The organism is Mycobacterium sp. 852002-51971_SCH5477799-a (assembly GCF_001667145.1).
Classification (GTDB): Bacteria; Actinomycetota; Actinomycetes; order Mycobacteriales; family Mycobacteriaceae; genus Mycobacterium.
Genome location: NZ_LZIF01000116.1, coordinates 185947 through 212136 on the forward strand (window position 1 = coordinate 185947; position 26190 = coordinate 212136).

The 26190-nt window shown below is 64.2% G+C and carries 27 protein-coding genes; 10 read left to right on the plus strand and 17 right to left on the minus strand.

What is annotated here, in order from left to right; translation table 11 throughout:
- Positions 1 to 18: 18 nt before the first annotated feature.
- Positions 19 to 702, minus strand: a complete 684-nt coding sequence (locus A5753_RS20000; protein ID WP_067132136.1) for a GAP family protein — start codon at positions 700 to 702, stop codon at positions 19 to 21.
- A 422-nt stretch (positions 703 to 1124) separates the two neighbouring features.
- Here A5753_RS20000 and A5753_RS20005 point away from each other — a divergent pair, with 422 nt between their 5' ends.
- Positions 1125 to 1886, plus strand: a complete 762-nt coding sequence (locus A5753_RS20005) for an SDR family NAD(P)-dependent oxidoreductase (protein ID WP_067132138.1) — start codon at positions 1125 to 1127, stop codon at positions 1884 to 1886.
- 31 nt (positions 1887 to 1917) lie between these two features.
- Here the strand turns inward: A5753_RS20005 and A5753_RS20010 are convergent, their stop codons facing one another.
- Entirely contained in the window at positions 1918 to 2571 is a 654-nt protein-coding gene (locus tag A5753_RS20010; RefSeq protein WP_067132141.1) for a heme oxygenase (biliverdin-producing), read from the minus strand.
- Positions 2572 to 2863: 292 nt separating this feature from the next.
- Between A5753_RS20010 and A5753_RS20015 the strand changes: the two genes are divergently transcribed.
- A complete protein-coding gene (locus A5753_RS20015) occupies positions 2864 to 3307 on the plus strand; it encodes a limonene-1,2-epoxide hydrolase family protein (protein WP_067132143.1) in 444 nt (147 codons plus the stop codon).
- Positions 3308 to 3336: 29 nt separating this feature from the next.
- Here the strand turns inward: A5753_RS20015 and A5753_RS20020 are convergent, their stop codons facing one another.
- Positions 3337 to 3894, minus strand: coding sequence for an FKBP-type peptidyl-prolyl cis-trans isomerase (locus tag A5753_RS20020; RefSeq protein ID WP_067132556.1), 558 nt, complete (start codon positions 3892 to 3894; stop codon positions 3337 to 3339).
- Positions 3895 to 3958: 64 nt separating this feature from the next.
- Entirely contained in the window at positions 3959 to 4393 is a 435-nt protein-coding gene (locus tag A5753_RS20025; protein ID WP_067132145.1) for a MarR family winged helix-turn-helix transcriptional regulator, read from the minus strand.
- A 51-nt stretch (positions 4394 to 4444) separates the two neighbouring features.
- Between A5753_RS20025 and A5753_RS20030 the strand changes: the two genes are divergently transcribed.
- Positions 4445 to 5077, plus strand: coding sequence for a TIGR03086 family metal-binding protein (locus A5753_RS20030; protein WP_067132148.1), 633 nt, complete (start codon positions 4445 to 4447; stop codon positions 5075 to 5077).
- A 26-nt stretch (positions 5078 to 5103) separates the two neighbouring features.
- On the opposite strand, the gene A5753_RS24455 is transcribed toward A5753_RS20030, so the two are convergent.
- From A5753_RS24455 to A5753_RS20060, 6 genes are all read right to left on the minus strand, one after another.
- Positions 5104 to 5307, minus strand: coding sequence for a hypothetical protein (locus A5753_RS24455; RefSeq protein ID WP_067132151.1), 204 nt, complete (start codon positions 5305 to 5307; stop codon positions 5104 to 5106).
- Positions 5308 to 5420: 113 nt separating this feature from the next.
- The gene (locus A5753_RS20040; protein ID WP_067132154.1) at positions 5421 to 6632 is read right to left on the minus strand and encodes a serine hydrolase domain-containing protein; all 1212 of its coding nucleotides are present in this window, start codon (positions 6630 to 6632) and stop codon (positions 5421 to 5423) included.
- Positions 6629 to 8095 carry a biotin carboxylase gene (locus tag A5753_RS20045; protein WP_067132559.1) on the minus strand — a complete coding sequence of 489 codons (1467 nt, stop codon included), beginning with the start codon at positions 8093 to 8095 and terminating at the stop codon, positions 6629 to 6631. Before A5753_RS20045 ends, A5753_RS20040 begins: the two co-directional genes overlap by 4 nt.
- A gap of 291 nt (positions 8096 to 8386) precedes the next feature.
- Positions 8387 to 9691 (minus strand): cytochrome P450, encoded by a 1305-nt coding sequence (locus A5753_RS20050; protein ID WP_067132158.1) that lies wholly within the window; start codon positions 9689 to 9691, stop codon positions 8387 to 8389.
- 90 nt (positions 9692 to 9781) lie between these two features.
- Positions 9782 to 10258 (minus strand): SRPBCC family protein, encoded by a 477-nt coding sequence (locus A5753_RS20055; RefSeq protein WP_067132163.1) that lies wholly within the window; start codon positions 10256 to 10258, stop codon positions 9782 to 9784.
- Entirely contained in the window at positions 10255 to 10962 is a 708-nt protein-coding gene (locus A5753_RS20060; protein ID WP_067132166.1) for a DUF899 family protein, read from the minus strand. Before A5753_RS20060 ends, A5753_RS20055 begins: the two co-directional genes overlap by 4 nt.
- Before the next feature lie 256 nt (positions 10963 to 11218).
- Here A5753_RS20060 and A5753_RS20065 point away from each other — a divergent pair, with 256 nt between their 5' ends.
- Entirely contained in the window at positions 11219 to 11467 is a 249-nt protein-coding gene (locus A5753_RS20065; protein ID WP_067132169.1) for a hypothetical protein, read from the plus strand.
- Here the strand turns inward: A5753_RS20065 and A5753_RS20070 are convergent.
- Positions 11464 to 11907 carry a hypothetical protein gene (locus A5753_RS20070; protein WP_067132171.1) on the minus strand — a complete coding sequence of 148 codons (444 nt, stop codon included), beginning with the start codon at positions 11905 to 11907 and terminating at the stop codon, positions 11464 to 11466. The genes A5753_RS20065 and A5753_RS20070 overlap by 4 nt on opposite strands.
- 51 nt (positions 11908 to 11958) lie before the next feature.
- The gene (locus A5753_RS20075; protein ID WP_067132174.1) at positions 11959 to 12669 is read right to left on the minus strand and encodes a cutinase family protein; all 711 of its coding nucleotides are present in this window, start codon (positions 12667 to 12669) and stop codon (positions 11959 to 11961) included.
- Between the two features lie 148 nt (positions 12670 to 12817).
- On the opposite strand from A5753_RS20075, the gene A5753_RS20080 reads away from it, so the two are divergent.
- The 4 genes from A5753_RS20080 (at position 12818) to A5753_RS20095 (ending at position 18432) form a co-directional block, all read left to right on the plus strand.
- Complete coding sequence (locus A5753_RS20080; RefSeq protein ID WP_067132177.1) at positions 12818 to 13399, plus strand: dihydrofolate reductase family protein; 582 nt, start codon at positions 12818 to 12820, stop codon at positions 13397 to 13399.
- 167 nt (positions 13400 to 13566) lie between these two features.
- On the plus strand, positions 13567 to 14364 hold the full coding sequence (locus A5753_RS20085; RefSeq protein ID WP_067132180.1) for a PPOX class F420-dependent oxidoreductase: 798 nt from the start codon (positions 13567 to 13569) through the stop codon (positions 14362 to 14364).
- A 246-nt stretch (positions 14365 to 14610) separates the two neighbouring features.
- Complete coding sequence (locus A5753_RS20090) at positions 14611 to 15219, plus strand: LGFP repeat-containing protein (RefSeq protein WP_067132183.1); 609 nt, start codon at positions 14611 to 14613, stop codon at positions 15217 to 15219.
- Between the two features lie 450 nt (positions 15220 to 15669).
- Positions 15670 to 18432, plus strand: coding sequence for an AAA family ATPase (locus A5753_RS20095; protein WP_067132186.1), 2763 nt, complete (start codon positions 15670 to 15672; stop codon positions 18430 to 18432).
- 601 nt (positions 18433 to 19033) lie between these two features.
- Here A5753_RS20095 and A5753_RS20105 read toward each other — a convergent pair.
- The 5 genes from A5753_RS20105 to A5753_RS20125 form a co-directional block, all read right to left on the minus strand.
- Positions 19034 to 19465, minus strand: coding sequence for a hypothetical protein (locus tag A5753_RS20105; protein ID WP_082971402.1), 432 nt, complete (start codon positions 19463 to 19465; stop codon positions 19034 to 19036).
- Between the two features lie 275 nt (positions 19466 to 19740).
- Positions 19741 to 20316 (minus strand): hypothetical protein, encoded by a 576-nt coding sequence (locus tag A5753_RS20110; RefSeq protein ID WP_156656171.1) that lies wholly within the window; start codon positions 20314 to 20316, stop codon positions 19741 to 19743.
- A 1946-nt stretch (positions 20317 to 22262) separates the two neighbouring features.
- Positions 22263 to 22493, minus strand: coding sequence for a DUF6400 family protein (locus A5753_RS20115; RefSeq protein WP_067132195.1), 231 nt, complete (start codon positions 22491 to 22493; stop codon positions 22263 to 22265).
- A gap of 292 nt (positions 22494 to 22785) precedes the next feature.
- Entirely contained in the window at positions 22786 to 23613 is an 828-nt protein-coding gene (locus A5753_RS20120) for an acyl-CoA thioesterase II (RefSeq protein WP_067132198.1), read from the minus strand.
- A 27-nt stretch (positions 23614 to 23640) separates the two neighbouring features.
- Positions 23641 to 24654 (minus strand): GTP-binding protein, encoded by a 1014-nt coding sequence (locus A5753_RS20125; RefSeq protein ID WP_067132201.1) that lies wholly within the window; start codon positions 24652 to 24654, stop codon positions 23641 to 23643.
- Positions 24655 to 24808: 154 nt separating this feature from the next.
- On the opposite strand from A5753_RS20125, the gene A5753_RS20130 reads away from it, so the two are divergent.
- Complete coding sequence (locus A5753_RS20130; protein ID WP_067132567.1) at positions 24809 to 25468, plus strand: TetR/AcrR family transcriptional regulator; 660 nt, start codon at positions 24809 to 24811, stop codon at positions 25466 to 25468.
- Complete coding sequence (locus A5753_RS20135; RefSeq protein ID WP_067132204.1) at positions 25465 to 26136, plus strand: enoyl-CoA hydratase-related protein; 672 nt, start codon at positions 25465 to 25467, stop codon at positions 26134 to 26136. Before A5753_RS20130 ends, A5753_RS20135 begins: the two co-directional genes overlap by 4 nt.
- The last annotated feature ends 54 nt before the right edge of the window (positions 26137 to 26190 follow it).

Genomic DNA, 26190 nt, shown 5'->3' on the forward strand with positions numbered 1-26190 from the left:
ATGAGCAGTCGTGGTGCGTCACCAGAGCGCGCTGTGGTTGACCAATGCATCGGCGATGAGCCCGGTGCCAAAAACCAGAAACAACAGTCGCACCGACATCGGGCCATAGCGGGTGAGGGCACGCACGATCGCGCGCTGAATCCGCTTGGCTCGCATGGTGTTTCTCATCGACAGGCTAAGGATCAGCAGGGGCGGCGAGAGAGCGATCGTCCAATAGGCGATGACGACCAGTGGCCACAGCGACGGTCTGGGGTGCAGCGCGGCGATCATCGCCAACCCGGTGAGGTAGGGCACGGCGGTCGGGGCTTGACCACTGCCCACCGCCAACCCCAGGAATCCCAGCAGCCACGGTCGTTGCCGCATCGCCGCCAGCGCCCACCCTGGTGCCGATGATTGGGCGGTCAGCGGGAAGTAGGCCAAACCGATCAGCACGATGCCCAGCAGCAGTTCGCCCCGGAAGCGAATCGCCGGTGTCAGGTGAAAGTCGAGCACCTCTGTGATGAAGCCGATGCCTAGCACGGTGCACACGCCGAACGTTGTCGTCACCGCGAACACGCCCGCGATGTAGCTCAGGGCACCGGGCATTGGTGACCGACGCCCCAGCCGGCTGTCGAAGATGACGGCCGAGACCACTCCCAGGTTGAGCACATTCAGCGAGTCGAGCAGTGCCAGACCGGCAAGCGCCAGTGCAAGAGCCGCCACGCGTCTATACCGGGCCTAGTGTGCGGATTCCCCGGCTGGCCACAGCGGGCTGCACGCTGACCACGGGATCAAAGCGGCGATCATGCTGCGAACAATACGAGTTCGAGTGCGAGCTGGTCGGCTCGGGCTGCCAGTTTCCACGGTCGTCGTGCTCTGACCTCCGTTGGCGCGGGGGCGACGGTGGTAGCGCAAGTCATGAGCGGCATTATCGAGTCGTCGGCGGCGCGCGGGCTTCGATGCCGCGGTTGACGCAGTCAAGCGGTGACATCACATCAGGGAGGGGGCGCGGGCGCCAACGATGACCGAACTCGCCATGCGGGGTCTACGCGAATACCGCGAAGGCGACCAAATAGCCTGGCGTGCAAACAAATGAGCGTTGAATGAGCGAACGCAGCCCGTCGCGCCGACCTCAGGAGAACTGAATGGGATTGCTCGACCACAAGACCGCGGTCATCACCGGCGCCAACTCGGGAATCGGGCTGGCCACCGCGCAGCGGTTTCTCGCCGAAGGCGCCGACCGGGTGTTCATCACGGGCCGGCGTCGGTCCGAACTCGATGATGCGGCAAAGCAATTGGGGCCGCGCGCCACCGCCGTAGCCGGCGACGTCGGATCGCCGGGGGATCTCGATCGGCTGTACGCCGAGGTCGCGGCCACCGGCAAGGGCCTCGACATCGTGATGGCCAACGCCGGATCGACGAGGGTGGCGCGGCTGGGGGAGATCACCGATGACGACCTCGACGCGCTGCTGACCACCAACGTCAAGGGAGTCGTCCACACCGTCCAGAAGGCGCTGCCACTGCTCAACGACGGTGCCTCCATCATCCTGACCGGCTCCACCACCGCCGATCGTGGCCGTGCCGGACTGAGTATCTATGCCGCTACGAAGGCGGCCGTCCGGTCACTGGCCCGCACCTGGGCCAACGAACTCGCCGACCGCAACATCCGGGTCAACGTGATCGTGGCCGGTTCCACGGCCACCCCCGGCAGCGACGCACTGGCCGCGCAAACCGATCCCGAAGCGTCGATCGAAGAGTTCCGCGCCGGCCGCATCGCCACGATCCCGCTGGGCCGCTTCGCCGATCCGACCGAGATCGCCAATGCCACAGTGTTTTTGGCCAGCGATCTGTCCAGCTTCACCACCGGATCGACGCTGACCGCCGACGGCGGATTCAACCAAGTCTGACGCGTCGGCTGGGCTCTCGGATGGGCGTGCTTCAGCGCCGATCATCCACGATGTCGTCGGCCAATTCATCAAAGAGGGCCTGGTTCAGTCCGAAGGCGAACTTCACCTCGCCGACGATGCGATCGATCTCGACGGCATCGGCGCTAAGGGCATCCAGGCGAGCCCGGTAGGCGTCCTTGTACGGTTTGGGCCGAACCGGGAATTCGTAGAACGCAAGGCCGGCGCCGCGCAGCTCGAACGTCCGGTCCAGGATTTTGCCGATACCCCGGCCACCGGAGAGGTCGCCGAGATAGCGCGTGTAGTGGTGTGCCACCAGCGCACCACCCCACGTGAGAGCGCCGAGCCGCGCGGCGTAGGCGGCCGCGGCGGGGGAGTCGGCTTCCCGTTCGGCACCCCGGGGCAGCCAGTGTCCGAGGTCGGCATCGATGGCGGTCAGGCGCTCCAAGGCGGGGTCGTACACGGCAGCCACCATGGAATCGTCACGGCGGGCCCGCACGGCTCCCTCCAGGGCGGCGTACACCACGCGCAATCGCAGCAGGTAGTCGGAATAGCCCGCCGCGCCGATCCGGCCGGCGAGCAGCTCGGACATGAATGGACTCCGCTCGGCGGCGTCGTGTTCGGCCGCCGAGCCTTCCTTCATCGCGACCGACAGGCGGCGGCATGTTGGGACGGCGATCGGGCGCATGACCTGCCCAGACTACATTGATGATCCCGGCGGAGGCGGTTACTGCAGCGGATGCATGCAGAGCTCAAAAAGCCGAGTGGTGCTGCCGGCCCATTACGAGCGCGCCGCGGGTGACTCGGCGGCGACCCGGATCTGGACGGCGATGGCATCGGGCCATACCGACGACGACATCACCACCATCACGCTGCGCCGCCCCTGGCCTCTCGTTAAGCGACTCGTATATCGGCGCCGAATACGGTGGCGGCCATCTACAGTTCGAAAATAGCGAACTACGATCACCCAAGGACGCGAGATGGCGAAAAGTGTTGCGCCCAAGAACGACAACGAAAAGATCGTCGTCGACTTCATTCATGCCGCATACGGCCAGAGCATGGACATCGACGCCATGACCGCACTCATGGCCGACGACTTCGTCTGGCAACTCCACGTGCCGCTCTCATCGGTGGTTCGTGGACGCGACGCGGCGCGAGCCGAACTCGAGAAGCACAACAGCCTGTCGACAGGAATGATCGAGGGGAGTGAGATCCGCACGATCGTGTCCGATAGCGACACCGTCATCGTCGAGCGGGTCGACGTGAACGCCATGAACGGCGTCGCGGTCACGTTCCATGTCACAGCGCTTTTCGAGGTCCGCAACGGTGCGATAACTCACTGGCGCGAGTATTGGGACACCACCCACGTCGCGCAACAACTCGGGATAGATCCGGCGCTTATGTTCGCACCATTAAACGATTGACCTGTGGCGCAACGGCTTTAGGGGCCGCGCTATCCCGTTGCGTCGAGGATCTTGATGGCAAAGATTAGCGAGTCGCCCGGCTGAATTCCGGCGCTGGGCTGACCTTCGGGGTAGCCATCCGCGGGGACCATCGCGACGGCGACCGTGGATCCAACTTTCTGGCCTGCGATGGCCTTCTGGAAGCCCGGCACGACTCCGGTCAGCGGGAAGTCGACCGGTGCGCCGCGCTGGTAGCTGCTGTCGAAGACGGACCCGTCGCGGCCGTTGACGCCCATGTAGCAGACGGAGACCCTCGCGGTGCTGGAGACGACCTGTCCGTCCCCGGCGTGCAGCGTGTGCACCTGGGTTTGGCTTACGCTGAACGGCGCGCTGACGTTCACCAGCGGAGCGGTCGCATCCGTGGACCCGGTGACCGCGACGCTGCCGGTGGTGCCGCTCAGCGTCCAGTCGGGCGTTCCGCCGTTCTGCGGTGCCGCGGTAGGGCAGGAGCCGGCCGCGGTGGCCGGGCCCGCTCCGGCGAGCGTCATGGCGGTTGCTGCGACGGCGGCCGCAAGCGCGGCGGAGGAAAAGATCCGGGAGGATTTCACGGCCGTCACGCTACAGCCATATCCTGCCTCAACAGTCGCGGGGCACCACAAATCCGTGCGGAGGTCATTCACCCGCCGGGCGAGGCGTGAGTTGTTGAAGAATGCGCAACAGCGACTTGCGGTCCGACGGCGTCAGCTGGGAAAGCCAATGCTCTTCGCCACGCTGAATCGCCTGCTGCACCTGCCTTTTTATTGCGCGTCCGCGCTCTGACAACTCCAGCAGCCGGACTCGACGGTCCTCAGGGTCGGGACGCCGGTCGATGTACCCAAGCTGTTGCAGATCGTCGAGGACGGCGATGATGCGCGTCTTATCGGCGCCGATAGCCGCGGCCAGGGCGGCTTGAGTGCGCACCGGTGAGTTGTCCAGCTCGGTCAGCACGGTGTAACCCCACATCGATAGTCCGTGGCGTTCAAGAATCGGCAGCTCGGCAGCCACGAGTTCGCGCAGCAACGGTCCGAGCATCGCCGCAAGGTCAGGTCGGGACTGCCTTTTGCTCATGTTGCGATAGTAGAGTAATTGGGATTATATGCGTATGCTTATGATATGACTATGTATATGATAAATACTCTGCGGGCACACCATCGCGAGGCGGTGCTGGCCACTATCGACCTTGTCGAGCGGGTCAGCACCAGCGACCTCGAGCGCCCAACCCCATGCAGCGACTGGAATCTGCTTGAACTGCTGGCCCATATGACCGCGCAGCATCGAGGGTTCGCCGCGGCTGCTTACGGCGCCGGCGCCGATCCCGCGGTGTGGGAGGCGTCTGCGGTGATCGACGCGGTAGCGGCCGACCCCGCGGGCAGTTATGCGGCCGCAGCTTGCGAGTTGCTCTCGGTGATCGCCGAGGACGAGACGCTCGCCGTGCCCTTCGAATTACCCGACTTCGGCGAGGGCGCCGTGTTTCCCTTCGAGCAGGCGATCGGGTTTCACTTCATCGACTACGTCGTGCACGGCTGGGATGTGGCCAGCGCGCTTGGCATCCCATTCAAGTTGCCCGACAACGTGATTGACGCGGCGCTGGTGCTCGGATTACAAGTTCCGGGCGGTGACTACCGCACCGGCGCTTCCGCCCCGTTTGGGCCGGCGCTCGACCAAGCGCCGGAAGGGAACGGCTTCGACCGCCTATTGCGTCATCTCGGTCGCTCGCCGGCATGGAGTGCACCCGACAAACAACCGGCGTGACCTCTTGCCGCCGATGGCCCTGACTGTCAGGTGCAGATGCTGGGGGCGTCGCACACGTTGCTGGGGCAATAGATCGAATGGGCGGCGTTGACCAGGCTTCCGACGGCGCGCAATTGCGCGAGGTACGCGTCGTCTTGTGGGGTCGCGGCCGCGCTGCCGGGGCTGCCCACGACTGCAGCGGCGACCACGACGGAGGCAGCGATTGTCGCCAGCCTTCGAGGTGAGGGCATTTGATTCCCCTTCCTATCTCTTGCGGCGCAATGAGATCCGTCAAAAGTGGCCGCTGCAGAGCAAGACAGACAGCAGAATAGCCGATGTTCGCTAAAGCGGCTCGGGGAAATTCTCAACGTGCGCCGGCGGGCCAGCCAGTGTTTCCAGCCAATTCGCGTGCCACCGCATCGAATGCGCGCAACGTGTCGAGCATGTGCGGCTCATGAGAGTCCATGTGGGTGGACAACTTGGCGGCAACCAGCTCCGCGCTGCGATTGACGTAGATCATCTGACCGCACATGCCCTGGCACAGCACGACGTCGTTGCCGGGATAGGGGAACCACATCTGGTTGCGGTACATCCCGCCGGGCATTTCGTTGTCGTCGGGGCTGGCGGCGAACGCCTGACGCGAATCGGGGCCGCCATCGAGGGTGTCCGCGATCCACGCCGCCGGCACCACTTGTTGGCCGGTCAACGAGACACCGTCGCGCAGGTACAGGGAACCGAACCGGATCATGTCGCTGAGACACGCACTGATGCCGCCGTCGAAAAACCCGGTGCCGCAGGCATCCACACCGATCGTGGCGTCGCACTGGGCCCCGATGCGGCTCCACAGCAGTTGAGACATCAGTTCGGGCATTCGCCGCCCGGCGGCGACTTCGCAGATCCAGCCCAGCACATCGGTTTCACACGAACGATATTCGAAGGGGCCACCGTGGGCGGATTTGCGCCCCAATGTCAACAGAAATTCTTGCAGCGTCGCGGGAGCGCCGGGGCTGCTCTTGGGCGCCCAGCCCATCGCCTGGTCGAGAAGATGAATCTGAGCGGTCGGGTCTTGATAATTCTCCGAAAAGCCGATGCCAGACCTCATGTCCAGCAGATGACGCACCGTCGCGCCCGCGTAGCCGCACTTTGCCAGTGCGGGAACGTAATTCGTCACCGGCGCATCAAGCGCGATCGTGCCGGCTCCGCGCAGCGCGCCGACGACGGTCGCCACCAGTGACTTACTCACCGAGAACAGGAGGTGTCGCGTCTGGGGCCCAAAACCGCCGAGGTACTCCTCGGCCATCATCGCCCCGCGGTGGCAGACGGCCCACCCGTCAGTGCCGGTGGTGGCCATCACCGCCCCCACGGTGGTGGCCACTCCGCCGTTGCTGGTCACCCGGATCGTCGACAGGGGAGCGGTGGCCGCCGGCAACGCCGCGACAACTCCGGTCCCGCGCGATATCAGGGCAGTCGGGACGAAGTCTTCGACGTGCTGGAAAGACCACCTCGCATATGGAGCCGACAGCCAGTTGTCCAGCGAGATGCCGGCCGGGGCGCCACGCGTACGGTCCTCGGTCACGCGCGCGCGACGAGCCGCGAGACGATCGGCGCGGCCGGCGTCAGGGGCGTTGAGGTGAACTTCGCCTTCATGCCCTTGACCCAGCGCTGGCAGCGCTCGCTGAGCTTATAGTCGTCGGTCTGCAGGTGGGAGCGGGTGACGAGCACGCCGAGTTGGGCTCCCTCGGAACGTAAGTCGCCGGGTGCCGCGACACGCATGTAGAAGGCCTCGGAGCCGTCAAGCAGCGTGGCCCAGTCGTTGGCGGTCCGCGAGAAGGAGACTCGGCCGTCGTCGTCGATGCGCCACACCCCGGTGCGTGGCGTCGCGGTGAACAGCTCGACGTCTGGCGATGTCTCCGTGATGATCACTTGGCCCCAGACCTCGTCTTCGCCATAGCCGCGCTCCCAGCGCGAGTTGATCTCATCGATGTCGAGCTCGTACTCCACGTCCATGTACTCGAGCAGGTGAAAAAGGAACAGCGGCATGTCGGCGTAGGCCTCGGCGGTCAGGTTCGTCATCGGGCTCGCGCCGCTCAGGCGTGGGTTCACCTCGCCGAGGTAGAGCTCGTTGGCGTCGAGGTCATGCAGAAGGTCCACCTCGAAGTATCCGAGGTACCCTTCGCGGCGCATGACGTCGCCCAGCTTTCCCACCATTTCTCGCGCGGCGTGGGTTTGCGCGGGTGGCAGGACCTCGCGCCAGATGTCATTGCCGCACCAGCTGCCCCGGCTCGGTGTCAGCTCCGAATAACCGACGAGACTGGTCATCGCGGGGCCGACGACGGTGCCGTGGCGCGTCACGGCGCCCTCGAGGCACACCTCGACATTGCGGATCCGCTTCATGACTTTGACTTCTTGCTGCGAGGCCAGGTCACCGGCATGCTCGTCCCAATCGCGCTGGCCGTGCACGAAGAACGTCCCGCTGCCGGCGTTGCCATAGGCGACCGAGATGACAAGGTCGTCTCCCAATCCGGCGCTTTCTGCGAGGGTCAGGAGTTCTTGGTAGGAGCCGGCCCGTCCGATCACGTGCGGCACGCTCGGTATACCCGCCTCGTTGGCCAGGCGCGTCATGACGATCTTGGAGCCCAGGCGTTGGCGCAGCTCGATGGGCGGGTGCATGACCTCGAGGCCTGCCGCCCGTGCGAGGGCCTGGATTTCCTCGTTCAGCATCACAAAGCAGCACTTGCCGCCGGGTCCTTTGCCCGCGATGAACTCGAGCGTCTCGGGATCCGACAGCAGGTGGCTGCACACTTGGTCCATGGAGTCGAAATCTCGGCGGTCGCGTCGCCGGGGGACGAAAACGCGTGAATGGGTGCCTTCGAAAGAGTCAAAGTAGGTCAGGTAGAAGAAGTTTCGTATCCAGCGGTCGACCCCGAGCAGGTTGAACGGGGTCGGCGAGATGAAGTACAGCGGCACCTTGTTGGTGTGAAAAAACGCGCGGATGTCCGATAGGCCGTTCAGTACGCGGCGCGGCTCGGAGGCCATCATCGCCACCGGGGTGACGTCGAGGCACGACACCGGCGAGCGGCTCGCGGAGCGACCAGAGCCGGTGCGGTGAGCGCGGCGGCGATGAAAAGACATACCTCCATTCGATCAGTGTGCGCTCTGTCCGTGCCCCTGTCGAAGGTGAACACTCCGAAATGGCGCCAGTCAACCGGGCAGTACACCGTGCCCCAAGGGCGCGGGTCGCCGGTTATATCGTTGATCCACAACTGGTTTGACCTCTTGATGGGCAAACACCCGACCACCGTGCGATGGTCTGGAAATCGTTGACACGCGCTAGCCGGCGTTGACTCTGGCGGGTCCGAGATCGATGGGAAGGTACCTGATTCCGTGCAACAGGGTGCTGTTGTTAGGAATCGGTTCGCCCGCAAGGGTGAGTTGGGGGAAGCGCTCGAAGAGCGCCTGTAGCCCGATGTTGAGTTCCATGCGAGCGAGCGGCGCGCCGAGGCAAGCGTGCACGCCGGTGCCAAACCCGATGTGTTCGCGAGCGTTGACACGGGCGATGTCGAATTCGTCGGGGTGTTCGAAGACGGCTGGATCACGATTGGCTCCGGCGATGCTGAGGAAGACGGTCGAGCCTGCACGCACGGTCCGGTCGTCGATTTGCAGTGTTCGGGTGGCCACCCGCGCCCCGAATTGAGCTACGCCGTTGTAGCGCAACGTCTCTTCGACCGCATTGGGCCAACCCTCGGAATCGGCTTGGAGGCGGGCCAATTGGTCAGGGTGATGGACGAGCGTCACGACGGCATTACCGAAAGCATGGGTGGTGGTGATGAATCCGGCACCGAGCAACAGACCCGCGAACATCCTGACTTCAAGGGCCGTCAAATCGCTTTCCCGCAGGACCGCAGACAAGATGCTGTCGTCGCCCCCGCTGCGGCGCAGCCGCTGAATATGCGCATCGCTGTAGCGTTCGAATTCGCGCAACGCCGTCAGGGCGGTCTGGAAATCCTTCCACGACGGCACCGTGGTGGTGAGCAGTTTGGCGCCGGGTTCGGCCAATCGGTGCAGGTAGGGAATTTCGTCGCGGGGGATTCCCAGCATCTCGCCGATGACCTGGATAGGGATCTGAGAGCCGTAGCTGGCGATCAAGTCGCAACGACCCTGGCCGTCGAGATCGTCGAGCAGGGCGTTGGCGATCTCGTTGATGCGGTGACGCAGCCGGTCGATCGCCCGCGGAGTAAACGCCCGCGATACCAGGCGTCGTAGGCGCTCATGCTCGGGCGGATCGATGACCAGCAGAGACGGCGGCTCCAGACCATTCAGCACACCGGGATTGGTTTTGTCCAGCGCCCGCGCAGCGACACGAAACGGCGACCGATCGTGGGGCTTCGCCGTCCGGAACCTGTTGTCACGCAACACCTCACGCACAATCTGCGCATCAGCGGTAACCCAGCCACCGATCACCGGCGACATACGCCCGCGCTCGCGGATCCGGTCGACTAGGTGATGCGCGTTATCGGGCTGGTTGTTATCGATCACCAACTGGGCAAAGGGATCGCCGCGACGGGCGAGCAGCTTCAGCGTCGCACGAGCAAGTCCATACCCGAGCAGCCAATGCGACCGGGTTTTGAGGTCCATCCCCGCATTGTTCGCCCCTGACGTGCCCGATGGATAGAGGCGCGCGCCGAAGTCGTTGGCACGGGTAGGGTACGACAGGCGACCGACCGATCAGCTCGCGACCGAGCGCTCTAGCTCGGCCAGCGACGCGACGAGGTAATCCTCGCCGAAGATGGGCATCTCGCCGACTCGATCACGGAAGGCCTGCGGCGTGCCGCTCCAGTCGTAGGTGAGGGTGACGTCGGTGCGGTCGCCTTTCGGGGCAAGGTCGTAACGCCAGAACCAGCCGCCCGCAGAGTGGTTGCCCGTGTCGTCGAGCACCCCCGGCATCCAGCCGATGGCGCGGTCCGGCTCGAACACGTTGACCAGGTTGTGCGTGATGTAGTCCCCGCCCGCTTGAGTCAGGTACATGTTCATCGCGAAGATCTGTCCCGCGCCGGTGATCGGCACGGTGTCCACCGAGTCGCGGACCCAATCGGTGGGGTCGGTGTTCCTGTGGCGGGATGGGTCGGCGAGGACGGCGAAAATCTCGGCCGGGGTGGCGGCGATGGTGCGAGTGATGACGTAGCGTTCGGCGTCGGCGCTCATGGGTTGTCCTCGTTCGTGGTGGGTCCGTAGGCCGCCGCAATAGCGGGGGAGTCGAGCCACCCCGAGTAGGTGGGCCGCGAGGGCCAGCCTTCTGGCGAATCGAGCCACTCCTCTTGGCGACCCCACGGCAGGATGTCGATCAACCCGAACGAGTGACTGAGTTGCTCGGTGCCCCGCCCGTTCGTATGCCACGTGCGGTAAACCGTCTCGCCGTCGCGCAGGAACACGTTCACACCGAAACCACCGCCCGGCGGCGCGTCCATGTCGGCGGCGAACGTGCTCTGCGATGACGAATACCAGTCCATGCGATTGCCGACCTTGTGCTTGTAGGCGAGCGCTTCCTCGATCGGTCCGTTGGTGACGATGACGAACCGGGCATCGTAGTTGTCGAGGAACTCGAGTCGGGTGAATTGCGAGGTAAAGCCCGTGCAACCGCCGCACTGCCACTCGGCGCCGTCGGACCACATGTGGTGGTAGACGATCAGCTGCGATCGGCCGTCGAAGACGTCGGCCAGGCGGATTGCACCGTCGGCGCCGACCAGGGTGTAGTCAGCCAATTCGACCATCGGCAACCGCCGCCGCTGGGCGGCGATCGCATCCAGTTCGCGGGTGGCGGCCTTCTCACGCTTGCGTAATTCGTCCAGTGCTGCCCGCCAGGTTTGGTGGTCGACGACCGGCGGCAAGGCCGTGATTTGGGAGGACATCGCTTTACCTTCGCTCTCGGTTTGACCGTTTCAAAGGTCTGACTGGTGGACCGCCCGAAATTCATCGGCAGCTTGTCGAACGCGTGCGCAGGCCAACGAATGCCGTCCACCGGCCGGCTGACCCGCGCACGGCTCCCCGGTTAGGGGACGGGTGCGTCAGTCTTGGCGGATAGCCGGAAACCGGGGGAGACGACGCAGTTCGAGGGCCGGGTCGTCGGGCAACGACCATGCGACTTAGAAGGCTAAAATCCGCTTCATGACTGCGCTGCTGATCGCCAAAGCATTATTGCTGGGCTTTCTCATCGTGGCCTGCGGCGCCCTGATTGTGACTTACGTTCGCAGGCGCCGCGCCGGCGTGCAGCCCTGGGAAAACCCTTACGCCTCACCATATCTCGACATGTATCGAGGGGGACTGCCGCCGGTACCGCCGCCGCCCGCAACGGCCTACGAGCGGCCTGCCGACGGCGAGCCTCCCGCGCACGATCCCGGTAGCGTTGACGCCTAGCCCCAGTAGGCGAAGCTACATGTGGGCCGCGGTTCACTCTTCAAGGCCACTAGTTTGTCGCCATCCATGATTATCGTGCAGGTGAGCGCGGCGTCCCCACCGTCGGCGCTAACCTGCGACTGCACCTCGTTGTAGACGGAGTACTGCTTTTCCCACGGCAGTGGCACATTGGACTCGGTCTGCTCCGGGCCTCCGTTGATCCGGTAATGAATGGTCACCGGGGCGCTACCGCCACTTACCTTCATGACCGCCGTGCCGACCGGCTGACCGGTGGGCGCCGCCGAGGTCGACGCCGGCGATGACGACGTCGCGATCTGCGAGGTGGTGCCCCCAGTAGTGTGTACCGCTTGACCGGTCGTGCTCTTGGTGCATGCCGTCGGGGCGGCGCCGGTCAAAACGATGCTGGCGATCAACCCGGCGGCACGACAATACGAACGCATTTCCAAAGCCTACGATGACCGGCGCCGGACTCGCGTTGGAAACGACGCCCGCTACACCCGTTGCGCAGCGAAATCCGCGCCCTGGTCAACCATGCCGTTCGCCGCGTACAGAGTGTGCGCGATGCTGGGCGGCCCCGGGGGTGCGCCGTCACAGATGTTGTCATCGGGGGCGCACAACTGATCGGTCTTGCTTGCGTAGAGGGGACCGATCGTGATGGGCGGCGCGCCGCCACCGCGCAGGAACTCATTGGAAGGTGTTCCGAATAGGACGACTGCGGCCACATGATCAGCTACCGACCGCGGCAGCGGTTGCGGCACGTACGACGCGAATTCCTGTGGCACTTCTTTCGGCACGGCAGCCGAAGTGACGAAACCGGCCACGGCGGCGCCTTGGGAATACCCGCCAAGCACCACTTTGGTGTTTGGGCAGTTCGACGCCGTCGACTCGATATGCGTGCCGGCGTCCCTGATCCCGTCCACAACGGTTCTGGCGAAGGCGAGGCCGCCGTTGAAGTCACTACTCGCCTCGTAATTGACCGGATAGACCCCCAGCGACTTGCTGCCCACCCGCGATCTGAGCGCATCGACGAACGCCTGCCCAATCCCGCCGACCCCAGGCGGCTCTCCGGTACCGCGGGCAAACACCACTTCGACGTCGGGACATGGCTCGGCGGAAGCCGCCGGGACGGGTGCGCAAATTATCCCCGCCCAGGCTGTTACTACCGCAGTAGCGAGAAACAAGATGGACCGTAGCGAGCTCATGCCTGCGAATGCCCAGACGCCTGTCCGCCGAAACGCGGGACCGCCCGGCACCGCGGACTGAATCCATTTGAGTTGACGCGATTAATTTCGCCATGGCTTCCAGTCTGTATCCCCAACGCGCCATCGACCGCACTCGAGGAGATCATCAATGACTGCCACCTATACCTTCGACGTCTTTTCCAGCCTCGACGGCTTCGGCGGTGTCAGCGGCGGCGACTGGGGCGGTTACTGGGGCAAGCAAGGCCCCGAACTGCTCGACCACCGCCTCGCGTTGTATGGCGAGAACCAGCGAATGATATTCGGCGCCAACACATATCGACTCTTCGCGCAAATGCTGGCGGAGAGCTCCGAGGATTCCGACGTGCGCGACCCGTGGGTCACGCGAATGAGGCACCTACCGGCGACGGTGGTAACCACCACCCTGGAAGGACCTTTGGACTGGCCTGACGCGACCGTTGTGAGCGGCGACGCCGTCGATGTCGTCGCCCGACTCAAGGAGGAGTCCGAGGTGCCGTTGCGATCGCACGGCAGCCTGTCGATGAACCGTGCGCTGATGGCCGCCGGTTTGGTCGACCGCGTCCAGGTGACGCTCTTTCCCGTGATCACCGGTCAGACCGGTGATGCTCCAATCTTTCGGGGTGCGGCCGATTTCGACCTCGAGTTGATCGAGAGTCGCACGCTGGACGGCCATATCCAAGAACTCATCTACCGTCCCAGCCTGCACCCCTGAGCCCGTCCATTCACGTCAACCGCCCGAGTATCGGCACTGCACGGGGGTAAGGCGCGCCTTCGGTGCAGTTCTTCTACGAGTGCACTGGCGTCGAGCCTGGCGTCACGTATCGACCAGACATCCCGTCTAGCGATCAAGGAAGCACATGATCTCGTCGGAAGGGCGGCATGATGAATCGCTGGAATACGCTGGCGCGGCTGTACCTGGTCGCGCTGACGTCGGGTGTGGGGGTGGCCACCGCGGGGATCGGGGTCTGGTGCCTGATCGACCCGCTTTCATTCGCCGATGCTGTCGGATTCGGCGCGCACCGGCACTTCTTGCATGACGTCGGTGCGTTCCAGCTAGGTCTCGGCGTCATCTTGCTGCTCGCACTCGTCTGGGCCGATGCGTTGGCCACCGCGTTGGCCGGCTTCATTGTGGCCAACACCGTGCACACGGTGAACCACATTGTGGACCTCGACGAGGGGGGTTCGGCCTCGCAAGCGTGGATCCTCGGAGCGGTCTCGGTTGCGCTCGCACTGGCGTTCGTGCTGCGGTTACGCCAACTCGGCTATGTTGTGGGCACCGTTGGCACGGCAACCACTTCGGCGTTGACGCCGTTCGTGCGGCAGAAGACCATCAGCCTCACCACCTTTCGAAAGGATGGGAGGCCAGGTTCTAGCCCCGTCAGCATCGTGGTGGACGGAGACCGAGCCTACTTTCGGAGTTTCGAGCGGGCGGTCAAAGTGCGCCGAATGCGGCGTAACCCCATGGTCGAATTCTGCCCAGCCACGGCATTGGGCAAGCCGACGGGATCAACGCAATCCGGTAGCGTGCGCCTGTTGGAGGGGGCCGAATATCTGACGGCGGGACGTCTGCTGCGGCAGAAGTATCCCTTTTTGCATGGCGTGGTGGTGCCGTCGGCACACCGGCTCATGCGATCCAAGTTCGGCCGCACAGTACACGCGGAGTTGACTCCGCAGTGAAACGCCCGCGCCAAATCCTGATCGGATGCTGGCTGCATCGGCGACCCACCGGTCCAACTTGAGGAACCCGATCAACCGGTGGTCCGTACTCACGTGCTCTGGCTCGCCGTCTACAACCGGGTTGTAAGTTCGTTCAAGCTACGAAGATCGCGACCGCCCGACGCCACTCAAGTGGTTCGGTTTAGTCCGGGCCGGGCGAGGAGGTCAGCCGCAACCTGACCCACACCACAAAGACGCGAGGAAGCCATGAAAACGATCGCAAACCGCCACGCGGCAGTCGCCGGCTTGGCCGCCGTCGCGCTGATCAGTATGAGCTGCAGCAACAGCAAGAGTGTCGACGCCTCGGCATCGCCTCATGTGGGGGCGAACGCCACCTCCACGTCGACAGCCCCGGCGCCGCCCACCGAGGTGAAGCTCATCGGGGATAGAGACGTCGAGGTGACTCTGACCGGCCCGATCGCTGCCAAATACTCGTCGGCAACTGAGAATCAGAGACAGGCTCTCGGCAAGCCGCTCACGGGTGACCGCAACGCGGGAAAGCGGGAGAGCGGCGTGGTATTCCAACAATTCCAGGGCGGCGCGATAACCGCCAAGAACGACCAGGCCGGCACGCCCGCATATATCACCCTGGGCAAGATCCGGGAGGCCTGGAACATCCCACGCGACCCGGACGGCACGCCCGCGGTCACCGGAACTAACGGTTCGGCAGGTCCGCTGGGCTTACCCATCAGCGACGAGAACGCCGTCGGCGATTCGCTCGTGTCGAACTTCGAGCACGGCAAGATCGAGTACAACACGAAGACCGGCCAGGTCGAGGTGACGGTGGACGGCAAGGTTGTCCCATCCGGGCTGTAGCCGAATCAGGCGTTCATCAACTGCAAATCGTTGACTTGATGCGCGATACGATCGCGCAGGTACTTGAGCGTCTTCGCGAACGGTCATAAGTCCCCAACGGGGGAACGTGTACGGCCAGGCGGTCCGTTGCTTGGATATCGCCGAGGGGGCCGGCTCCAAAGGTGATTCCACACTAGGTTGTGGGGAGCACGGCGGATTTCGGCTTCCACGCGAAAGGGTCGGATTGCGACCCCAAACTCGGCGCACTGTCTTAGCCTGTTTACAGGACAATCGTGCCTGTGACGACCGACTTGCGTCCCCAACGCACATGGCGGGGTGGCCGCGACGCGCGCCTGTAAGCAGAAGGATGCGAGGAATATGGGTGTCGAGCGGCTACAACGACAGCCGTTGTTGCGACCTACCTCTGCCCGTGCGGCCCTATCCGTCTAACAGCCGGACCGAGGACTCGATATGGCGGAGCAGTTCGTCAGCCGGCGACCGGAAAGGCAAGTCCTTGCGGAGTTTATTGACTCGGTGCCGCGCCAGCCGTGTGCCCTGGTTCTCGAAGGCGAGCCGGGCATCGGTAAGACGACGCTCTGGCTCGAGGCCGTGGGCCAGGCCCGGGCGCGTGGCTTCCGCACGCTGAGCTGCCGTGCGGCTGCCGCCGAGTCGGTGCTGGCTTACACCCTATTGGCCGACCTGCTCAGCGATGTCGATGACTCAAGCTGGGCGGACCTGCCGACGCCGCAGCGGCGAGCCCTGAATGGCGCGCTGTTGCGGCACCGTGTGGACGCCCATGAGATCGACCCCAGGGCAGTGGCGGCGGGGTTTGTGGCCGTCGTCTCCCGGTTGGCCGCTCAAAGCCCGGTTTTGATCGCGATCGATGACCTGCAATGGGTGGATACCTCCAGCGCCCACGTGGTGTCGTTCGCGGCGCGACGGCTCCCGGTCGGTGCGGCCTTGGTGTGCACGAGCCGTACCGCGGAGGCTGCATCGCAGCTGCAGCTGCCCAGCCCAGCTAATGTGCGCCGAATTCGATTGCAGCCGTTGACGTTTGGAGAATTACATCAGGTTCTGTTGACGCGACTGGGTAGGTCGGTCGCGCGTCCCACCCTCCTGCGCATTCATGAGATCGCGGGCGGGAACCCCTTTTTCGCGCTGGAGTTGACCCGGGAACTCGTTGCCGAAGGCCGCACCTCCGGATTGAGCCTGCCGAGCAGCCTCAATGACCTAGTCCGTTCGAGGATCAGCCGGGTCGGTGCCGAGGACGTCCTACTTGCCATGGCCAGCCTCCCCGATCCGACGGTGCCGGTGGTGGCGCAGGCTACCGACTCGACTCCGGATCAAGTGGTGGAATCGCTCGGTGATGCCGAGATCAAAGCGGTGGTGGCCATCGCCGGAAACCAGCTGCGCTTCACCCACCCGATTCTGGCGCACGGCGTCTACAGCGCAGCGCCTCCTCGCCGCCGCCGCGAAATGCACCGGCGTCTGGCCGAACTCGTCGCAGAACCGGAGTTGCGCGCCCGACACCTTGCCCTGTCCGACGCCACAGGCGAGCCTCAGACTGTGGAAGCACTTGACGCCGCAGCAGAGATGGCGCGGGCCAGGGGCGCGCCCGCCGCCGCCGCCGAGTTGCTGGAGCTGGCAATTGGCCTCGGCGGGGATACCGCGGAGCGCCGCATCCAGTCAGCGGCCTACCACTTCAACGCCGGCGATGCCGGGCGCGCCCGGGCTGTACTGGAGCAAACCGTCGAACGTCCTGCGCCGCCAAGGCTGCGGGCGGCGGCATTGCGGCTGCTGGGCCAGTGGAGCTTGCTCGATGGCAGTTCACGAGAGGCCGCCAAACTACTGGACCGCGCGCTCGCCGATGCGGGGAACGATCTGGCGTTACGTACCCTCATCTTGGTCCCGCTGTCATTCGCGCTACTCAACGTCGGCCAACGCGATCGTGCCGCAATAAGCGTTGACGACGCCGTCGCCAGCGCTGAGGCACACGGCCAACCAGACCTTCTGAGCCAGGCTTTGGGCATGAAAGTGTTGGTGCAATTCCTGCTCGGCGGGGGCCTCGACGAGTCCCGCCTGCAGCGCGCACTTGAGCTAGATGACTCCGAAGTGCCGGTCTCGGCGCAGCTGCGCCCGAGGATGCACAGCGCGATACTGGTGGCCGCGACGGGTCGTCTCGAGCAGGCGCGACTAGAAATGCGCGCGATCAGGCGCAGCTACATCGAGCGCGGCGAGGAAAGCGAACTGATTCTGATCGCATTCCACAGCGGTCTCAACGAGATATGGCGCGGTGACTTCGCTGAGGCAACTCGGACCGCCGACGACGCCATGGAGCGTGCGCAACAGCTGGGCCGGGACTTGCCGCTATCGGTGGCCCTCATGCTGCGGGCAGCAGCCGCGGCGTACACCGGTCTTGAGCACGACTCCCGGCGAGACGCCGGTCAGGCCCTCGCAGTCGGCGAGCGGTGCGACTCTCCGGGCCTGGTGACGGTGTGGCCGATCACCACGTTGGCCTTTCTTGATGTCTCAGTGGGTAACCACGATGCCGCGCTGCACACGCTCGAGCCTCTGTTGCGTGCCTTCAACGAGGCGTCGGAGGGAACCGAGATCTTTGTCGCGCCATTTCTTCCCGATGCCATCGAAGCGATGATCGGTCTCGGTCGCTTCGACGAGGCGGAGCCGCTGATCGAAGCCCTCGAGCGCAATGGCCGCCGGCTTGATCGCCCATGGATGTTGGCCACCGGCGCACGCTGTCGAGCGATGCTGCAGGCCGGGCGCGGTGCCCTCAGTGCCGCCACCACAACCGCCGACCTCGCCATGGCAGAACACCAACGCCTTCCGATGCCGTTCGAACGCGCTCGCACGCAACTCCTGCTAGGCCAGCTGCAACGTCGACAGCGCCACCGCGACACCGCCAAGGCGACCTTGCGAGAGGCCCTGCAAACCTTTGAACAACTCGGTGCCACGTTGTGGGTGGAGCGCCTGAAAACCGAACTGACACGGGGGTTTTTGGGAAAACGGAGCTCCGACGGGCTCACCCCGCAGCAACAGCGCGTCGCCGAGCTGGCTGTCTCAGGAATGACCAACCGCGACATCGCCGCCACGCTGTTCATCAGCGCCAAAACAGTCGAAGTCAACCTCAGCCACATCTACCGCAAACTCAACATCCGCTCCCGAACGCAGCTCTACCGAAAACTTCAAGCTTCGAAACTCGAATCCGATACGGATTAGGATCCGTGCGAGGACGACACCGGCAATCGACCAATCACGGACGCGCACTAGAGGCGCAATTTGCGGTGACGCCGGTGCCCCCGCTGAACGGATCAGCCCGGCCGGCTGCTGTGTGCGTGCCCGAGGAGGGTGACGTCGCGGTACAGTCGCCCCCGCGATCGGGTCGCTCAGTCATGCTCTCCACACGCGGTGCTTGCCAAGTGAAATGAGCAGGCCTTCGGTGCCACCCGGCGGGACATGCTAATAGCCGACCTACAACTGGTAACCGCCATGTCCGTCTCCGCGGCGCAATGCCTTACCGACCCGGGCGCACTGCTCGGCGCTGAGTCCCGTCAGTGTCGCAGCGTAGCCTGGCGCATCGGGCGCTGAAGGAAAATAACCGACGCAGAAATGAGCAGACTGAACCCCGCCACGGCGAGCAGTCCCCACGACCATCCGGTGATGGTGAACAAGTTCGGGGACCGGAGCGCCGCCATCGCAACGAGCGTGGCTGCGGTCAGCGCAGCGCTCACCAGCCAGCTCACCCACCACGGCGCGAGAACACTTCGGGCCCAAACAGTTTGAGAATCGGCTCCGGCCAAACCAGGACGCGTCAATTTTCTCAGCTCTCGCCTACTCGCGGAAGCTGGCGCCCCGTCGGACTCAGCGCCTCGCGCCACTGCCGTCGCTCCGCCATCATCAAGAAGTCGTAGAACGCGAGCCATGACTCGCGTTCGTAGTCTCGCGGCATGCCGAAGGACACGATCCACGGCGGGGATGAGGGTTCGCTGATCTCGAAGAGACTGCACGCGCTGAGCTTTGGCCACTTGATGTGATAGGCGTCGCGAGGGAATTCGAACACCGTCACGTCGTGGCCGGCTTTGACACGCTCCGCAAGATCGGGGATTTGCAGTCGCCGTGCCAGCCAACCGGCATGTTTCAATTTGTGTCCCCTCACCAGGGTGCAGCGCACCGTCCGCTCAGTGAGTTCCAGTCGCGCTAACGGGCGCTCTATCAGATCACCGATGGAGAAGGGATTGAGACCCTCAAACACCCCGAACCATGGGCGGCGACGCAGCAGAAATAGCTCCGTTTGTGGGGGTGGAGTTGTCCGCAAGAACCATTCGTATACACCCATTCCGTTCTCTCCTCTCAAAGTCGGTGACGCGACGCGGGTGCGGCGCGACCGCTCGCAGCCGCGCTCTGCTCGGGCGCCATAACGCTTCCGGCAGCTCGATGCGAGCGGGGTAGAGCTCCCCAACACACAGTTCGTGCGAACACGTTCTGGGACCTGGTTTTACCGACCGCATGCACCTCAGTCGCTAAGAGTTACGACTGCGGCGCAGTTTTATCCGACAAGCCGCTCTTGACTGCAGCGTCCTGCTTTTGCGCGACGGCAATCGCAAAATTTTGGGAAAGCGGATCATCTGCGGGACTGTCCAACTCCATCGTCACGACGGCCTGCCCTTCGTGGAACGCAATGGTGTTCACTGCTTTGGAACCGTCTTTCGACTTCGCTACCCCCAGCGCTCCACCTTGTCCAACGGGAGCGTCGGTTAACGTGGTATCGGGCAGGGCTGTCGATATCTTCTTCTTCTCCGCCTCGAAGGCTTTCTCAGCGGTGGCGGAATCCGGCGCAATGATGATCCGGTCGTCGATCACCCGCGAGTGATCGCGGTTCCAGAACCCGACCGCGGCGCCCTTCGGAACGCCCTGTGCTGGTTTGGGCGAGGTGAAGGTGTCGCCCGGCAAATCAATGTCCGAGGCTTTGATTAGCAACTTGCTGTAGTCCTCAGGTGTTGACTTCGGCGACGAGTCGGTTGTGCTGTTGCTACAACCGGATATGGCCAAGCTGGCCGCCAGTGTCGCTCCAGCTATCGCCGTCATTACCTGGTCTGACCTCACTGGCCTTCCTTTCTTCGCTCCTCCAAGCTCGATGGCTGTGGCAAAGGCAGTCGCGCGTGGTCGGCGACGCAGCAGATACAACTCCGTTTGCCGGGATGGAGCTGTCCGCAAAAACCATCGGTCCAGACCCATGTCTCTCCTCTCAATGGGTAGGTGGCGCGACGTGCGTTCGGCCCGATGGCTCGCAGTCGCTCTCTGCGCGGGTGCCATCACGCTTCCGGCAGTTCGACGCTAGCGGGGCTAGAGCCTCGACGAATCAGGATTTTCCCTACACTTTTGGTGGATCCTCATATCGACGACCAATTGAGACCGAGCATGGGGCTCTTGCCCTTACTGATAGTTCGGTGAATGCCTGCCCCTCGGCGGAAATCATTGTCCCAGCAGGTAATACAGCGGTGCAAGACTGCGGGGCACCATCCCGTTGGCTGTCCAGCCAGGCATCAGGTCAAACGTGTACATCAACAGTTGGATCGGCCCGGCGTTCCTGAAACTGTAGGGAAATCACTTATTTACCCGCCCGTCTCACCGCGATACCGTTGGCCGCCTGCAAGCCTGAAATGAGAATGAGTTGAGTGGCGCATATGCCCACTCCCGACCGAGGAAGCCCAATGATCAAGCGCACCTTTATCGCTATACCCGCCGCCATGCTGGCGTTCAGCGGTCTGGCATTCGCCGGAGTCGGCGGCCCCGGCGTCGCACAAGCCCTGCCCTGTTCTAACGACGTTACGGACGTAGATTACTGCGGTCACGGGGGCGGCGGCGGCGGTGGACACGGCCACAGTCCATTCGGTACTGGTCCCGGTCAGATTGACCTCACCCCCGGCGTTACGCAAAACGGTCCGAGGAACCTCACGCCAGGTGCTGGGAGGTAGATGTACCCCGCGGGTGAACTCGTCATGGCTGCGTAGTGGCCGGATGGGGTGACCGGGGCGATCTACAGGCGGCCGGGGTTCTTGTGGTCCCAGGCCTCGGCGAGGAGGTCGCGGACGAGCCGCTCGTCGGCGTTAGGGAGGTCGATCTCGACACAAGCGAGGCGCTTGCCCCAGTAGAACTCGAAAGCATTTTTCTCCCCGGTTGCGCGCCACGTCCTGGTTCAGCTGCTCAGGTTTCTCGAAACAGGCCGTCAACCAGCATGTTCGGTCACTTGTCCGACGGAGTGGGGAACATGCGTTTGCGATGGAGCTGATTCATCTGATTGAAGACGGCGCGCCTCATACTTAACATAATGTCGCTTATCGGTAGAAGCTGATGTCGAGATCAGGAAAGCCCCCGCCATTGGCTTTGCACCGCACGACCTCGGCTGCCCGAACGCCCCCGCATTACCGCGCGCTACCCACCAGGCCGATGCGCGGCCCCGGCGGGTGGGTAGGTCGAACGTCGCGCACCATTGAACGTGCGGCGCGTCGGGTGCAACGAACGAGGCTGTCTGCCCCTTCCGCACCCAAGGCGACACCGACCTCAATACGTCACCGTGACGAATTGTTTTGAACCGCGCCTACTTTGGTGCACCGCGTCGGACCGGTCTGGCTTGTCGCCCAGCACGCTCCGGCGCCCATGGAGCACGCTTAGCGTCAGGTGGCGCCCTACGGGGATGACATGGGGCCGCCGGGGACGATCGCTTCCGGGCCCCATCCCCTCCCCGCCCAATGACGTCAATACGTCACTGTGACGAATAGCTGGGTACCGCAACGAGATTGGTATTCGAGGTTAGCCGCGTGTCAGTGCGGCTTGTGCCCTAACGCTTGGAGCGCGCGCGGCGATGCGTGTCGGTCGACCAAAGATAGCCGCAATCCGAGCACTGCAGGTGCACCAATGTGCCCCGGTTGCTCAACAGATACTGCCAGTGCGTATTGCAGTTTCGGCTGCTTCGGCAATCAGCACACCTGGTGCCGTGATCGCAGCACGGGCACGGCAACCATGCGCGGCGGCTGTGATCGGCAGTCGGATCAATCGGAAACATGAGCTGTTATCCGTTCGGGAAGCATACGTGCGCGAACCAGCTCGTCGTAGACCAGCTGCTGCTCGTCATCCAGATTCGAATACAGCATGTCGTAGGCCTTCTGCTCCTCGGCGAGCACGGCGACGGGGTCCCAGTGGTCACCAATTGCTTCGAGCACAGCGCTGCGCCTACGCGCCTCATCGAGGGTCAGGTCATAGGCGAACTCGAGGTCGGCCATCTCACTCCAGCCATTAGCTACGCAAACGAACCGTTAGGATCGCCTAACTGACGCCGATTGCGCTATGGCGTACGTCACTCTCGTCGGTTGAGGTTCGTCACACTCCGCGGCATCGACGATCCCTCGACGGCGGGTTGAGCACTGCGCACGCCGGCACACGGTGCCCGGATTGCACACCCCCGGGCCGGCCCACGGTCTCCCCTCCCCTTCCCCCGCCCATCGCCCGTAATACGTCACTGTGACGAATATTGTTGTAGCGCAACACTCTTGACTGCTCACACGACGTACGGTGTCAAGTGGTGCTGGGCGGGAAGTACATCTCCTGCTTTACCGTGCACACCAGTTCGCCGTTGCGATTGAACATCGTCCCACTCGCGAGCGCGAGCGGACCAGCGCTGCTCGGTGACGACCGGTCGTATAGAAGCCAATCCGACAAGGCCGCCGGGGCATGGAACCACACCGAATGATCACGCTGAGCCGAGGCCCCGACACCACCGCGTGCGACGTATGCCGGTTCGGTCAACGTCACCGCCGACAGGTAGGCCACCAGACTGGCGGTGAGCACCGGATCGTCGGGGAGGTCGCCGTCGGGTCGCCACCACATCAGCGCCCGTGCGGGCGGAGCGTCCTGGGTGTCGATTGTCCGGCGTTCGAACCAGCGCAGGCTCGACCAGCGTCCTCGGGTGCTCTCGTCGGACTCCGCGAGGTGCGGCGGGACCCATGGCAGGGAATCCGGGCTCGCAGCCACGGGCATGGGTGGTTGGTAGACGACCGGTGTGGGCGCTGAATCGAAAACTTTGAACGAAGCCATCGCTTCCATCAGGATCTTGCCGTCTTGGCGAGCCGTAACCCGCCGCGCCGAGAACGTCCGGCCTTCCTGGAGGTCAACAACCTCGAAGTCGACCGGCCGACGCGAATCGCCAGGCCGAAGAAAGTACGTATGGACACTGTGCGGCGACCGACCAGGCGCGGTGTGGCTGGCCGCCAACAAAGCCTGAGCCGAGATATGTCCGCCGAGAATATGGTTGGCGGGCGCAGGCAGTTGCTGCCCGACGAAGAGCCACCGGTCGAGCCTCTCAAGCTGCAAGCTTGCGAGCACGTCGCTAAGCGAAGATGACATCACCGACGTATCTTGCCGGATCGCGGCTCAAGCGCTGATGCGCCGGTATACCTGTAGTCGCCGCAATGCCTGTGCCGACGCCGGCCCCGATGCCGGCTGCAGCGCGTGGTCGAGCCTCGCACGGACGGTGTGGGTGTCGAGGTGCATCCCGATCGCCACCAGGCAGTTGGCGGTGGCCCTTGGCGGCGCCTTCCGGATGTGGATCGCGCCGCCGACCAAATTGACGACATAGTCGTGCACGGTCGTGCGGTGCCGCACGGCCACAATGCCTTTCAGCCGGAACACCTGCGGCGGTGGGTCTTCCAGAAGGTCGAACAGGGCATCGGGGTCGACGCAACCGGAGCTGCTGACTGTGACGGCATCGGCATGGACGTGGTCGTGCTCGTGGTCGTGGTCGGGCGCTAGGTCCAGAAACGAGAGTTGCCCCACCTGTCCGGAGCTGGCGGACGCGTCGAAGAGCAGCGCTGGGTCTATCCGGCCGGCCGTTGTGCCCACGACATGTATCCGCGGATTACGTTGGGCCGCACGCTGTGTGACACGTTGGATTACCGCCGAGCGCTCCTGTTCAGGCACCTGGTCCAGCTTGTTGACCACAATCAGCGACGCCGCGCCATAGCGCACCGGCGGCACTGTGCCGCAGTCGACGGTGTCGAAGTGGTTCACAGCATCGACGACGTCAACAAGCCCACCGGCCCGGACCCCGCGGATCTCACTGAAGCCGATCATCCGCGCGATCGCGACCGGGTCGGCCAGGCCGCTGGCCTCGACGACGATGGCATCGAGACGGCGAGCGGGGTCGGCGAGCTTGATGAGTGCTTCATCAAGGCCGCCGTCGTCGGGCAGGCAACAGATACAGCCGCCGGCGATCGAGGTCGGCTCGTCAACCTGGCCGGCCACCAGGCCGGCGTCGATGTTGATGTCGCCGAAGTCGTTGACTATCACACCGATTCGCGTGCCGGGATGGCGTAACAGGTGGTTGAGCAGCGTCGTCTTGCCGGCTCCGAGATGGCCGGTGAGCGCGATAACGGGTATCGCAGCCAAAGCTTTTCCTCCCCATCGACATCCGGACATCCGATGCTAGCCGCCGCACCAACGGTTAGGGCCCGAGGCCGTTGGCGAGAGGTCCGCCTCGCTCACCACGAGCAGATCTACCGCCATTTTATAGTAGAGCATTTGCTCTGTTATGATGATTCCCGTGCCACGCCCGCGTATGCATGATCCCGACGCCGTACTCGATGCCGTCGAGAACCTGGTGGCACGATCGGGCCCGACCGCGGTGACCATCCGAGCGATCAGCGCGGCGGTGGGTGTATCCAACGGCGCTGTGTACCATACGTTTACATCGCGCGGTGGGCTGATGGGCCAGGCTTGGCTGCGGGCGGCCCAGCGATTTTTGGCGGTGCAGACTTCGCTGGTCGACGAGGCGCTCGCCGTCGGCGCCCCGAACGCCCCCGCCGAGGCCGTGGTGGCCGCCGCCGACGCGGCGGTGCTGTTCACCGAGCAGTATCCCGGGTCATCAGCGCTCGTGCTGCGCGTGCGCCGCGAGGAAGTGCTCGCCGACGACGTCCCCGCCAAAGTTGCCGATGACCTGCGACGACTCGACAAGCTTCTTGTCGGATTGATGGTGCGGCTTGCCATGGCGCTCTGGGACCGCAAGGACGCGGCGGCGGTCGACGCGATAACCAGTTGCGTCGTGGACCTGCCCACCGCGCTGCTGCTGCGCCGCGGCCGGCTCGGAAACACCACCGCCCGCGCGCAGCTCCACGCCGCCGTACGCGCCGTGCTGGCGGTGGGGCCCCCGACCTCGGCGACGAATCTTCCTAAATACAAGCGGAACTCAAGGGGAAACACATGACAGTCACATTGGACTACGCCGACAAAGTCGCCATCGTGGGCCTAGGTGAGGACGAAAATCGCTTCTCCCCTGGATTTCTGGATGACATCGACGATGCGATTAGCCAAGCTGTCTCGGATGGCGCCCATGGACTGATCACAACGGCCGGCGGAAAGTTCTACTCCAACGGCCTGGATCTGGAATGGCTGGGCGCCCACACCGATCAGGGGCAGTGGTACATCGGCCGGGTGCACCAACTGCTGGCACGCGTTCTGACCCTGCCCCTACCCACCGCGGCCGCGGTGGTGGGCCATGCGTTCGGCGCGGGAGCGATGCTGGCCATCGCGCATGACTTTCGCGTGATGCGCGCCGACCGCGGGTACTTTTGTTTTCCCGAGGTAGACATCCGCATTCCGTTCAACCCCGGCATGGCCGCGCTCATCCAGTCCAAACTCACGCCACGCGCCGCCATCGCCTCGATGACCACCGGGCGACGCTTCAGCGGCCCCGATGCCGAACAATTCGGCATCGTCGACGCCACCTGCGCCGAGGGCGTGGTCACCGAAACCGCGATCGACATGCTGCGCCCGCTGCACGGCAAGGACCGCGGCACGCTCGGCGCTATCAAACAGACCATGTTCGAAAGCGCGGTGCGCGCACTAGTCGATCAGCACAGCGGGCCGCAATAACTGCTCATGGACATCGAGTCGGTTCCTGTATGGTCAGCGGTGGTTGCCGGCGCA